We start from the raw sequence: 12,922 nt of genomic DNA, 5'->3' as shown, positions 1-12,922 counted from the left end.
TTCAGGCCCCCATCGAGATCGCGTGGCGAGCTGGCGCCGCGTTTGAGCGCGCGCCCTGCCGACCGAAGACGAGCGCGAAGAAGTGATACGCGAATACGAAGTGGCCGATCGTCATGAGTGCGCCGCCGAGCGTGCGTGCCTGCAGATAGGGCGTCAGGATTGCGACGGACGCCATGAACGGACGCGCGGGATCGAGCAGGGCAATGCCTTGCAGAATGCCGCCGATCGTGAGCGAGACGAAGTAGATGGCAAAGCCGATGGCGGCGAGCCAGAAGTGGAGCCAGACGAGCTTCGGGTACGGCCATTCGCGGTCGAGCACGCGTGGCATCGTGAAGTAGATGGAGCCGAACATGATCATCGAAAAGAAGCCGTACAGGCCGAGGTGGGCGTGGGCCACCTTGTACTGCGTGAAATGCACGAGCCGGTTGAAGAACGGCAGCGCTTCGAGCGAACCCTGCAACGACACGAGCGTGTACAGCACGGCGCCCAGCACGACGAAGCGCAGCGTAGGCGAGTGTTTCAGCGCGCCGAAGTGGCCGGCCACCGTCATATGGTGATTCACGCCGACGGCGAGTACCGGCACGATCATCATCACGCTCTGAACGACCGAGACGCTCTGCAACCATTGCGGAACGGGACCGCCCAGCAGGTGGTGAATGCCGGCCTGGCTGTAGAACATGGCCAAGGCCCAAAAGCCGACGAGCGAGAGCGCGTACGAGTAGATGGGCCGCCCGAGCACCTTCGCGATGAAGTAATACGCGGCGGCCAGACCGATCGGCGTGAGCCACAGGCCGAGCACGTTGTGCGCGAACCACCAGTTGACGATGGCCTGCTCGACGCCGAAGTGCACGCCGGGTACCTTCGCGACGATGTAAAGGATGGGAAACCACAGGAGCGCGGCGGCGAGATACCACACCGACACGTAGAGATGGCGCGTGGTGCGGCGTGCGACGGTCATGAGGAGCGGCGCCGCCGCGAGCGCGCCGCCCACCGCGAGCAGGATGCCGATTTGCCACGGGATCTCGAGCCATTGCAGGCCATCGGTCCATCCCGACAGGATGGCGGCGATCCCCGCGGAGAGGCCGGCATTCCAGAGCCACGCGCCGGCAATCGCATAGCGTTCGCCTGCCAGTGGCGTCTTGAGCAGGCGCGGCAGCATCCAGAGGGAAATGCCGATGCCGGCCATCGACGCCCATCCGTATACCACCATGTTCAGATGTGCGGTGCGGACTCGGCCGAACGTGAGCCAGGCAGACTGCGTGAGAAAGTCCGGAGCGGTCAGCTTCTGCGACGCGACGAGGCCCGCCACGGAACCCAGCAGCAGCCAGAACACCGAGGACGTCAGAAAGATGAAGGTCGGCCCGCGGCTCGACGCGTCCAATCGCGCGCGCTCCGCAAGTTCCCGGCCGAGTGCGGCCGAGTCACCCGGTGCGTCGGGACGTGTATCGGACGCCGCATGCGCCGCGGCCTGTTGGAGGGTTTCGCGACGCGATGCGGACAAAGCCGGATCTTCGGTTTGTCCGACTTCGCCTGCCGCGAAAATGACCTCGGCTGCGTCGGGCCCGGCCCGCATCAGTCCGTTCATTTGTGCCCACAGGAACAGGAACAGCCCGAGCACGGAAATCAGAAACGACAGCGCGAGCAGCGTGCCAATCGTGAAGTTCATTTCGACAAAGCTCCTGGGTGATTGGCGTATCCACGCAAACAAGTAAGGTGTCCTTTAGAACAAAAAGGCATTCGAATGCCAACCATCAACGGTTGATCGACCTGCAATCGATAGCGGGGAAATCGGTTGTGGCGGCGGGAGCCAGTATAGGTAGCCCCGGCACGCCCGTAATATTCAAATTCGTCATCGCGGGCATGCCTTTTTCGTATGCCTCGCCAGCCGACCATCCTCGTGAATGGCGCACGTGATGTATCGACTCCGCCAGGAGAGCGGCTTACCCGCCGATCGCGCGTGCAATAGCGAATGCGGCGGAATCCGGGCCTACCGTAGCCGCACGCACCACCTTCACGGGGACGGACTTGTACGCGGGCGTGCGGCTTTGCGGGTCGAACGCATCGAGCGGCACAAGCGGGTTCGCTTCGGGGTAGTAGGCGCCGCAACAGCCGTCCGGCAGCGAGTATTCGACAATTTTGAAGCCGCGCACGATACGTTCGATGCCGTCCGTCCAGAGGGCGACGATATCCACGCGCTCGCCCGGATGCAGATTGCGCCTGGCGAGTTCGCGCGGATTCATGAACAGCACGTCGCGCTGCCCGAATACGCCACGATATCGGTCCGAATGAGAATAGAGCGTGGTGTTGTACTGATCGTGGCTGCGCATCGTCGTGAGCATCAGCGCTTCCGGGTCGCCATGATCGAAGTCTTCGTCGAGACCGTCGAAGACGAGAAAATTCGCCCGGCCCGTCGAAGTGGCCCACACCCTCTCACGCGCGGTCGAAGCGAGATGAAAGCCGCCGGGTATGCGAATGCGATCGTTGTATGCCTGGAAGATCGGGAATACCGCTTCGATGGCGTCGCGAATACTGTCATAGTTGGCGACGAGATGCTCCCACGGAACGTGGGAAGCACTGCCAAGCGTCGCGCGGGCGATACCGGCGACGATTGCCGGCTCGCTAAGCAGGTGCTCCGACGCCGGCAGGTTGCGGCCAGCCGACGCATGGACCATCGACATCGAATCTTCCACGGTAATCGACTGGGGCCCGTCAGCCTGCATATCGATCTCGGTGCGCCCGAGGCAAGGCAGAATCAATGCGGCTTTGCCGTGCACCAGATGGCTCCGATTGAGCTTCGTTGCGATGTGCACGGTCAGATCGAGCCGGCCAATCGCCGGCTGCACGCGGACCCAGTCTGGTATGGCCGCGGCGAAATTCCCGCCCAGCGCGATAAAGACCCGTGCATGGCCGCGCATCATCGAGTCGATGGTCGCGAGCACATCATGACCGTGTGCAGCAGGCGGACGAAAGCCGAAGGTGCGCTCGATGCCGTCGAGCAGCGCAGCGGTCGGCTTCTCGGTGATGCCGACCGTCCGGTTGCCTTGCACGTTCGAATGTCCGCGCACCGGGCAAATCCCGGCTCCAGGGCGCCCGACGTTGCCTCGCAGCAGCGCGAGGTTGGCGATCTGCTGTACGTTTTCCGTGCCGCGACGGTGCTGGGTGAGCCCCATCCCGTACACCAGGATCACATTGTTCGCCGCAGCGTAGATGCGCGCGGCATTTTCGATGTCGGCCCGCGCGAGGCCCGACACGCGCTCGATGGCGTCCCATGACGTTGCTCGCAAATCCGCGATGAGCTCGTCGATACCTTTCGTATGACCCGCGATGAACGTCATATCGAGGATTCGGGGCTTGTCGGCCGCGACGGCTGCATCGTCTGCCTCGACGACTGCCTTCATCATGCCCTTGAGCACGGCCGCGTCGCCGCCGACGCGGACCTGGTAGAGGAATGTGCTGATCGGCGTAGAACCGAGCGTTGCCATTTCGAGCGGATCTTGCGGCGCGGTGAAGCGCTCGAGCGCGCGTTCGCGAAACGGGTTGAACGAGACGATCTTGGCCCCGCGGCGAGACGCTGCATGGAGGTCGCTCATCATTCGCGGGCTGTTGGTCCCGGGGTTCTGGCCGAAGATGAAGATCGCGTCGGCCTGCTCGAAGTCTTCGAGTAGCACGGTCCCTTTGCCGACGCCGATCGACTGCGGCAGCCCGACGCTCGTGGCTTCGTGGCACATGTTCGAGCAATCGGGAAAATTGTTCGTGCCGAATTCGCGTACAAAAAGCTGATAGAGGAATGCCGCTTCGTTCGATGCGCGTCCGGACGTATAGAAATCGGCCTGATCGGGATCGTCGAGGGCATTCAGGGCATCTGCGATGGTCGAGAACGCGGCCTCCCACGTGACCGGTACGTATCGATCCGACGTGGGGTCATAGGTCATCGGGTGAGTGAGACGTCCGACCATCTCGAGATCGTAGTCATCCCATGTGGACAGCTCTGACACGCTGTGTGCAGCGAAGAACTCAGGCGTGCAGCGCTTCGACGTTGCCTCCCATGCCACCGCTTTCGCACCGTTCTCACAAAATTCGAACGACGACGTATGTTTCGGATCGGGCCATGCGCAACCCGGACAGTCGAATCCCTCCGGTTGGTTCATGTGGAGCAGCGTCTTCGCGCCGGAAACGGGAATGCCCTGTACTGCGAGCGCCGCACCCGTCGCTTTGAGAGCACCCCAGCCGCCGGCGGGTTCGCTGTAGATACGAACGGTTTTCTTCCTGGCCATGTCGAGTTCCTCGATGGATTCGGGATCGATCTTGATGCGTTCGTGCGCGACGGTATTGCATCTTGGCGCCGCGGGTTTCGAATTCGCACGCAAGAATGCCGATGACCGGAGTGCGCTGCTCGGAGACTTCCCGACAGGGCGCGGAAATGGCGCGACCCGCAATTGGCGGTGGAGCGTTGTTGAAGCAAGCGCCGTCGACAAGCGGTCTAGCCGATGTGCTAACGACAGGCTTCGGCAAGAAACCACGCGCGCCGTTGCGCTTCGTCGATCCAGTTCTCGAGCATGCTCGCCGTTGCGACGTCTCCGTGCGCTCCGCAGACAGCGTGCGCGGCCAACATGAACTGCACGAGCAGCAGGTTGTCTCGGTGAAGTTCGCTCAGCATCGCGTCGGGGGGCACGTTCGCTGCGTCGCTATCCGCGAGTCGTTGGTGCCGTGCGATGTCGGCTATCGAACGCAACGTCGTCCCGCCGACCTTACGTACGCGCTCGGCGATGTCATCCGTGATCGCGAAGAGCTGGACACCGTGCTCGTCAAGCATCAAATGGTAATCACGGAAATGCGCGCCGCTCATGTGCCAGTGGAAATTCTTCGTCTTCAGGTAGAGCGCAAACACGTCTGCGAGTAACGGGTTGAGCGCGTCCGAGATCGCGCTGATTGCGCGTTCGTCGAAACTCATCGCGGTTTCGGAGGTAGCTTGGCGAATGGTCTGGCGTGCTTTTGACATGAGGTGGCTCCTTTTCAACGCAAACGGCGGCATCACGATCGAAGCACTCGTGGCGCGTGGTGCCGTTGAGAACGATTCGAAGGCACCGCATGGGAGCACGACATGCCGGACAATCAGACAGTGCATGCAGCCGTTTCTTGGCGAGACTTGCGTCCGTTCGCGGCCTTCATGGCAGTCGCGATGGGCAGACGGAACGCAAGAATGTATGGGGAGATTGGCGATTCGGCCGTTCCGGGATTTTTCCGTTCGCCCGTAACCACGTGAATCGAACGGCCGCAAAACCGATGTCTCGGCGAGCGACGCGACTCGGCCTCGACCTCCGGTGCGGCAACCGTGTATGCCGGGGACGATCGTGCGGAGCGGAAAATCCCGGTCCCTGTCAAAAGGAACGGGGATTCGTCGCTTCGATAATTGTTCCAGTGCGTGAGTTTTGTGGCCCGCGTCGTGGCCGCGAGGCGGCGCGTAACGTCGCTTCTACCGTGAAGGCTGGTTGGGAGCGACATCGCCAAGGAGAGTACGAAGATGGCAACGCTCGTATTGAAAGACGGAACCGAACTGTTCTACAAGGACTGGGGCTCGGGCCAGCCGGTGGTGTTCTCGCACGGATGGCCGTTGAACGCCGACGCGTGGGATGCACAAATGATGTATCTCGCCGAGCGAGGCTATCGCGTGATTGCGCACGACCGCCGGGGGCACGGCCGCTCCAGTCAACCGTGGGGCGGAAACGAGATGTCCCGTTACGCGGACGATCTCGCCGAACTCATCGAATATCTCGATCTCAAGGATGCAGTACTCGTCGGTCATTCGACCGGAGGCGGGGAGGTTGCCCGATATATCGGCCGTCACGGCACCACGCGTGTCGCGAAGGCCGTATTGATCGCGGCTGTGCCGCCGCTAATGCTGAAAACCGAGGCGAACCCCGGTGGCCTGCCGTTGTCGGTGTTCGACGATATCCGAAAGGGTGTCCTGGCGAACCGCTCGCAGTTCTTCAAGAACCTGGCGGTCCCGTTTTACGGCTTCAACCGCGACAATGCAAAGGCGTCGGCCGGGACGGTGGATGCGTTCTGGTATGCGGGCATGCAATGTTCAATCAAGAGCGCGTACGACTGCATCAAGGCCTTCTCGGAAACCGACTTCACCGCTGATTTGCGAAGCATCGACGTTCCTACACTGGTGCTGCAAGGCGATGACGATCAGATCGTCCCGCTCGACGATTCCGGTCGGTTGTCGGCCGAGATCGTTCGCGACGCACGGCTGACCATTTACCCCGGCGCACCGCACGGCTTGTGTACCACGCATGCCGATCAGGTGAGCGCGGATATTCTCGCGTTCATTCGCGCGTGACATTCCGGCCGCTCGACGTGTCGTCGGTCGACGCGAACCGGCGACGCACGTGACGAGTTCCAGATACCGGTGCACTTACCGCCGGTATCGGCTCGGCGACATCGCCAGCCGCCCGCCGCGCATGCGGCCCTCATCGCACCGACGATGCGCCGAGATCCGGACATTCGATGCAATGCAGACGTGGAATCCTCATGCATGGCGGCAGAAGTGGAGTGCCACGCATACCGCACGCGTGCGGCATGCGTACCTTCGTTTATCACAGGCTTGTACGGCCTTCGTTGCGCGGAAGCCGGCGTGAGGTAGCGTCGTCCGATCGGGATGAGGCCGCGTTTTCCAAGCAAACGCGACGACAATGGCGTCCGACAGCTCGGCATCGCGATGAACGACCGGTGCCGACCGGGACCGCGTGGAACTATACATATATATGATTTCCGCAAATTGCCGATTTCTCTATGATTGGGGGCGACAGGGCGACCAATGTTCGGTCACCCGAAACGGAATTTCAGCCGAGGGCTCGGGTTTGCAGAATTATCCAATCGTTTCGATTGTTGACGATGACGAATCCGTCCGTCTCGCCACGTCCAGTCTGGTTCGCTCGCTGGGTTGGAGCGCGAAACTTTACGCATCGGCGGAGCAGTTTCTGGCCACCGACGACGTTCTGGACGTTTCTTGCGTTATTTCGGACGTGCAGATGCCTGGTATTTCAGGTCTGGAAATGTATCGACGGCTGCTGGACAGCGGCGTCACGGTTCCGATTATTTTCATTTCGGCATTCGCGTCCGATGCCGTCCGTCGGCAGGCGCTCGATATGGGCGCGATCTGCGTGTTGAGTAAACCCGTGGATGGCGTGGAAGTTGCCCGCCATCTGGAATCTTTGAAGAACAGCGGGGCAAACCGGGCCTCGTAGCGCATTCCGCAAGCCAGGTATCCCCGCTCGTATCGCCAACGCGCTGCTGTGCGAAAACGAGATACAGACTGGTATTCCGTACGCTTCATTTCCTTCGAGCACTGCGAAACACGACGATGAGCAATCGGACAATTGGCAAGCCGTGGCGAGAGGACGCACGCGTGTTGTATACCCTGGCGGGTGCACTGGCGTCGCTCATTTTCATCATCGACGTGACGCCGCTTGATATCGCGATTGCAGTGCTTTACGTGGTGGTGGTGTTGCTAGTGGCGTCCGCGGGCTCCCGCCGGGCCACGTATGTCGCTGCATGCGGATGCGCGGGATTGACATTACTCGCGCTGGGACTGTCGCATGACGAACGCTATTCAGGCGGCGCGCTCGCACGTTGTTGCGTAAGCTTGCTGGCGATAGGTACGACGGCACTTTTGTCGCTGCGCAATATCGCCAACACCGCGACCCTGCGTGAGCGATTGCAGTTGCTCGATCTCACTCATGACGCGATCGTCGTATACGACTTGCAGGGCAGGATAGCGTTCTGGAATCAGGGCGCGGAAGCGCTTTACGGCTGGACGGCCGAACAGGCGCTCGGTCAGCCGGTCCACGTGCTTACACAGACCGTCGCGTCGGTGCCGCTGGACCGCATTCACCGTACCGTACTCGAGTGTGGACAGTGGCAGGGTGAACTGCAGCGTGTACGCAAGGACGGGAAAGTGGTGATGATATCGAGTCGACTCGCGCTGTGGCGTGATGCCGGCGGAAAGGCGGTTGCGATACTCGCGACCAACAATGACATCACGGACCGCAAGCGCCTGGAAGGCGAAATGCGGCAGCAGAAAGATGAATTGCACGCGATGATCGACGCCATTCCAGCGATGGTGTGGAGCTCGGATAGTGAGGGCAAGATTGGCTATGTCAACAAGCGATGGACGGAGTTCGGCGTATCCATGGCCGAACGCGAAGAGGATATCTGGCGTGCCGTCGTACATCCCGACGATCTGGTTGCGATGCAGCACGCATGGGAACGCGCTGTCTGTAACGAATCACGATTCGAGAACACCGTCCGGATCAGGCGCGAGGACGGCGTCTACCGATGGGTGCATGTCCGCGCGGCACCGCTTCGCGACGGGAGTGGGCGCCTCGTTCGTTGGTATGGGGTGAATGCGGACATAGAGGCACGAAAGCAGGCTGAGCAGGCATGGCGCCGCAGCGAGGCACTTTTATCGGGCGCGCAGCGGCTGAGCCATACCGGCAGTATTGCGATGCGGCTTCCCGACGGTACGATGTGGTGGTCCGACGAGACATATCGCATCTTCGAACTCGGTCGCCACATGGTACCGAGCCTGCAGGAGATTGCATCGCGCGTCCACCCGGATGACATTTCCGTCGTTCGCAATGCGTGGAATCGCCAAGTCTCGGGTGCGTCGGCGCTTGACATCAAGTTTCGACTGTTGATGGCCGATGCCCGCATCAAACATGTCCATTACGTTGCGCATCCGATCCGACATCAAAACGAGACGGAATACGTCGGTGCATTGATGGACATCACCGAGCGAGTCGTCGCGCAGGAAGCACTTGATCGATCGAATGCCGAGCTGGCGCACGCGACGCGGGTAACGATGCTGGGCGAACTGGCCGCGTCGATCGCTCATGAAGTCACTCAGCCGCTCGCAGCAATTGTCACGGCTGGCGACGCCGCATTGCGCTGGATCGACCGGCCGGAGCCGGATCTACGCGAGGTACAGCAATCCGTTTCACAGATGATCCGCGACGCCAAGCGAGCGTCCGATGTCATCCGGCAGATTCGGGCAATGGCGAGAAAGCGCGCACCCGAACAGGTACTGCTCGACCTGAACGACGTCGTGCGAGAATCGCTCGAACTCGTCGCGCGCGAGTTGGAGACCCAGCGGGTGGACGTTGAGACAGACTATTCGTCGTTACCCCAGCGCGTTTGCGGCGACCGCGTGCAATTGCAGCAAGTCGTCATCAATCTGGTGATGAACGCGATCCAGGCCATGTCGGGCGTGCCTCCGGGCGCGCGCCGCTTGCGGCTTCGTACTCACGCGCGCGATGGCCGCGCCCACGTGATGGTGGAGGACCACGGAGTCGGGATCCGGGACGAAGACTTCGCCCGGCTGTTCAGCGTATTCTTCACGACGAAGCGGGACGGAATGGGCATGGGCTTATCGATATGCCGGTCGATAGTAGAAGCGCATGGCGGCCGTATTTGGGCCGAGATGCCGGACCGCCCCGGAACGGTCGTACAGTTCGTATTGCCACTGGATGAGGAAACGTGTAATGAACCCTGACGCGCAAGACGCCGCCCAACAATCGATCGTTTATGTCGTCGACGATGACGAGTCGATGAGAACAGCGGTCGACATGCTTCTTCGGTCGGTCGGGTTCCGCGTTGAAGCGTTCGCGTCGGCGCAGGAGTTTCTCGCCTTCGACAAGCCCGACGTCGCGAGCTGCCTGATTCTCGATGTTCGCCTGAAAGGCCAGAGCGGGCTCGCGGTTCAGGAGCAGATCGCCACCGCCGAGCTGCACCTGCCGATCATCTTCATGACGGCGTACGGCGATATTGCGATGTCGGTGAAGGCGATGAAGGCCGGTGCGATGGATTTTCTCGCGAAGCCGTTTCGAGAGCAGGACATGCTCGACGCGGTCACTGCGGCGCTAGAGCGCGATGCGCGATGGCGAAGCGAGCATCGTTCGCTCCTCGATCTGCGCGCGCGCTATGCAACGCTGTCTGCGCGCGAGCGCGAGGTAATGGCACTCGTGGCGAGCGGCCTGATGAACAAGCAGATCGCGGCGGAACTGAATCTGAGCGAAATCACTGTGAAGATTCACCGCGGACAGGCGATGAAGAAGATGGACTCGCGCTCGTTGGCCGACTTCGTGAAGAAGGCCGAGGCGCTGGGTGTCGGCCAGCCGGCACAGGCCCCGGCGGCAGCCAGAATGCAGAGTAGCTAGCGAGCGTCGGGTCCTGACAAGCGACGGCATTCGTCTGTTGGCCGCATAACAGGATCCTGTTTTTACTTCGTAAACGGGAACCTCGTAGCCGATACGGCCGCGATTGCATGTCGCTGTTTCTTCTTCCAGGACGGTTCGCCGATCGTGCGGCGACAGTTCACACGGATACGATCATGCGCATTCTGATAGTCGAAGATGAGCCGAAGACAGGTGCATATCTGAAGAAGGGGCTTGAAGAATCCGGCTTCAGTGTCGACCTCGCGAAAGACGGTGCGGAAGGGTTGATGCTTGCGCAGGAAGAGAGCTACGACGTGATCGTGCTCGATGTGATGCTGCCGGTACTCGACGGCTGGGGTGTACTTAAGCGATTGCGTGCCACGCATATGACGCCGGTGTTGTTTCTGACAGCGCGCGACGACGTACAAGACCGAGTGCACGGTCTCGAACTCGGCGCCGACGATTATCTGGTGAAGCCGTTTGCGTTCGTCGAGCTGCTCGCGCGTATTCGCACGCTAGCGCGTCGCGGACCGCCGCGGGAGATGGAGCGTATCGTCGTCGGTGATCTTGAAATCGACGTTGTGCGTCGCCGCGTGAAGCGAGGCACGGTCCGCATCGAGCTCACACCGCGCGAATTCTCCCTGCTGCAACTGCTTGCGCGACGGCACGGCGAGGTGCTGACCCGAACGCAAATCGCGTCGTATGTGTGGGATATGAACTTCGATAGCGATACCAATGTCGTCGAAGTAGCGATCAGGCGTTTGCGCGCGAAAATCGACGAACAGTTCGAGGTGAAGCTGATTCATACGGTGCGTGGCGCTGGCTACGTGCTCGAGCTGCAGGACACTGCGTGATGCTGTGGGTCGTCGATCGCACCGTCCGCGCGCCCAAGCCGCTAATTTTGCAAAGTTCGATCGGGGGTCACCTGAAGCGATCCGTGGATTTCGGAATCGTCATCTAACAGTCAGCGTATCGGCGGGGGAACGGTACGAGAATAGGTTGGTCGATTGCAGCGCCAACGCCATTCGCTGTGCAATCGCGATGCAATTTTCTCGATCTACGCCCAGGAGAGTTTCATCATGAACCGCCGACTCATCGCAGCAAGTGCGCTACTCTTTGTCGCGCTCGGTACACCGGTTGCAGCGTTTGCGCAGATTCCGCAACATGTGCTGACGCGCGCGCAGGTTATCGCTGATCTGACGCAGGCCGAGCGGGATGGCACCGTGCCCAATCCAAACTCGGACTACCCTCCCAGCGCCCAGGCGGCCGCCCGCCATCGCGATATGTACCCGATGGCGCCCGGTGTGCGGACAGCCGTAAGCGCGCCGACGTCCGTGTCGAACGCACGTCCCCAATAACTCGGGAGCATGGCTACCGACACTCCTGCGTCAGGATGCCGGTACGTAAGGTTCACCGCCGGCTCCACGCCGAATGAACGACGTCTGTGTCGGCGCCTTTGGGGTATTAGCTCAACTTATATGACGCTGCGCCCGTCCCGGCGAGTTTTCCGGCATCCACGATAAGGTATTCGGGGCGAATCGGCCGGCCTTCCAGATGGCACTGCAGGATCTCCAAGGTGCCTGCCGCATAGCGTGCCTGTGCGGACAGCGATGTGCCGGAGATATGAGGCGTCATTGCTTCGCTCGGCATGCGGCGCCACGGATGGTCGGGCGGCGCCGGTTGCGGGAACCACACGTCGCCGCCGTAGCCGGCGAGACGACCGGATTCGAGCGCTCGCACGACGGCGTCTCTATCGCACAGCTTGCCGCGCGCAGTATTGATGAGGTAAGCGCCCGGTTTCATATGCGAGAACATTTCGTCGTCGAACATATGTTCGGTGGTCGGATACAGCGGGCATTGCAAGTTGATCACATCGCACACCTGGACGAGGGACGTGGCGCTGGTGTGGTAGGAGAGGCCCAGTTCGCGCTCGAGGTCTGCCGATAGGCGATGACGACTGTGGTAATGAAGATGTACGTCAAACGGCTTCAGTCGTCGAAGCACGGCCAGCCCGATACGCCCTGCCCCGATCGTTCCGAAATGCATCCCTTCGAGATCGTAGCTTCGCCTCACGCAGTCCGCGATGTTCCAGCCTCCGTTCGCCGCAAACTGATGAGCGGGAACGAAATTCCGGACGAGCGCCAGCACCGTCATGACGACATGTTCCGCTACGCTGATGCTGTTCGAGAACGTCTCCTCCGCGACGGTAATGCCGCGTTCTGCAGCAGCCAGGAGATCGACATGATCCGAGCCGATTCCCGCGGTGAGCGCGAGTTTGAGCTTGGATGCCTTCGCGATTCGCTCTCTCGTCAGATAGGCTGGCCAGAACGGTTGTGAAATCACTACGTCCGCGTCGGGCAGATGTTGGTCAAAGACGGAATCGGGGCTGTCCTTGTCGCTCGTCACGACCAGTTCGTGACCGTTTGCCTCCAGATACGGCCGAAGGCCAAGCTCGCCTGACACGCATCCGACGAGTTCGCCCGGAGAGAAGCCGAGCGGACCTTGAGGGGTAGGCAAGCGCTGTCCACCGGGATATGCGGCGATCAACGGGATGCCGTCACGAACGTATCGCGGCGGATAGCCGGACGTCGGATCCGGGTAGAGCACACATAGAACTTTTGCCATTCATCGTCTCCTTCTCGCGTTGACGGGCTACGCAGTGACGCGTCGTCGCAGATTAGGAGAGACGGACAGCGGTGAATTTT

The 12,922-nt window shown here is 61.1% G+C and carries 10 protein-coding genes; 6 read left to right on the top strand and 4 right to left on the bottom strand.

What is annotated here, in order from left to right:
* Position 1: 1 nt before the first annotated feature.
* The 3 genes from J8I35_RS15500 to J8I35_RS15490 all read right to left on the bottom strand — a co-directional run bounded on the left by J8I35_RS15500 (position 2) and on the right by J8I35_RS15490 (position 4,951).
* On the bottom strand, positions 2–1,666 hold the full coding sequence (locus J8I35_RS15500) for a cbb3-type cytochrome c oxidase subunit I (protein ID WP_209926027.1): 1,665 nt from the start codon (positions 1,664–1,666) through the stop codon (positions 2–4).
* A 274-nt stretch (positions 1,667–1,940) separates the two neighbouring features.
* A complete protein-coding gene (locus J8I35_RS15495) occupies positions 1,941–4,274 on the bottom strand; it encodes an FdhF/YdeP family oxidoreductase (RefSeq protein ID WP_209926025.1) in 2,334 nt (777 codons plus the stop codon).
* A gap of 218 nt (positions 4,275–4,492) precedes the next feature.
* On the bottom strand, positions 4,493–4,951 hold the full coding sequence (locus J8I35_RS15490) for a DNA starvation/stationary phase protection protein (RefSeq protein ID WP_245170293.1): 459 nt from the start codon (positions 4,949–4,951) through the stop codon (positions 4,493–4,495).
* Positions 4,952–5,521: 570 nt separating this feature from the next.
* Here J8I35_RS15490 and J8I35_RS15485 point away from each other — a divergent pair.
* From J8I35_RS15485 to J8I35_RS15460, 6 genes are all read left to right on the top strand, one after another.
* Positions 5,522–6,343, top strand: coding sequence for an alpha/beta hydrolase (locus J8I35_RS15485; protein ID WP_205782527.1), 822 nt, complete (start codon positions 5,522–5,524; stop codon positions 6,341–6,343).
* A 520-nt stretch (positions 6,344–6,863) separates the two neighbouring features.
* Positions 6,864–7,250: a response regulator gene (locus J8I35_RS15480; protein ID WP_209926116.1), complete on the top strand. Its 387-nt coding sequence runs from the start codon at positions 6,864–6,866 to the stop codon at positions 7,248–7,250.
* A gap of 116 nt (positions 7,251–7,366) precedes the next feature.
* Positions 7,367–9,556, top strand: coding sequence for a PAS domain S-box protein (locus tag J8I35_RS15475; protein WP_209926023.1), 2,190 nt, complete (start codon positions 7,367–7,369; stop codon positions 9,554–9,556).
* Positions 9,546–10,220, top strand: coding sequence for a response regulator (locus J8I35_RS15470; RefSeq protein WP_104013243.1), 675 nt, complete (start codon positions 9,546–9,548; stop codon positions 10,218–10,220). The genes J8I35_RS15475 and J8I35_RS15470 overlap by 11 nt, the downstream gene beginning before the upstream one ends.
* A gap of 173 nt (positions 10,221–10,393) precedes the next feature.
* Positions 10,394–11,071: a heavy metal response regulator transcription factor gene (locus tag J8I35_RS15465; RefSeq protein ID WP_104013242.1), complete on the top strand. Its 678-nt coding sequence runs from the start codon at positions 10,394–10,396 to the stop codon at positions 11,069–11,071.
* A gap of 225 nt (positions 11,072–11,296) precedes the next feature.
* The gene (locus J8I35_RS15460; RefSeq protein ID WP_209926114.1) at positions 11,297–11,575 is read left to right on the top strand and encodes a DUF4148 domain-containing protein; all 279 of its coding nucleotides are present in this window, start codon (positions 11,297–11,299) and stop codon (positions 11,573–11,575) included.
* A gap of 106 nt (positions 11,576–11,681) precedes the next feature.
* On the opposite strand, the gene J8I35_RS15455 is transcribed toward J8I35_RS15460, so the two are convergent.
* The gene (locus J8I35_RS15455) at positions 11,682–12,842 is read right to left on the bottom strand and encodes an NAD-dependent formate dehydrogenase (RefSeq protein ID WP_209926021.1); all 1,161 of its coding nucleotides are present in this window, start codon (positions 12,840–12,842) and stop codon (positions 11,682–11,684) included.
* Between the last annotated feature and the right edge of the window lie 80 nt (positions 12,843–12,922).

The sequence above is a fragment of the Burkholderia sp. CpTa8-5 genome (assembly GCF_017815045.1).
GTDB lineage: Bacteria > Pseudomonadota > Gammaproteobacteria > Burkholderiales > Burkholderiaceae > Burkholderia > Burkholderia sola.
Note: the sequence above shows the minus strand (reverse complement) of the source record. Positions and strands in the feature narration are given on the sequence as shown.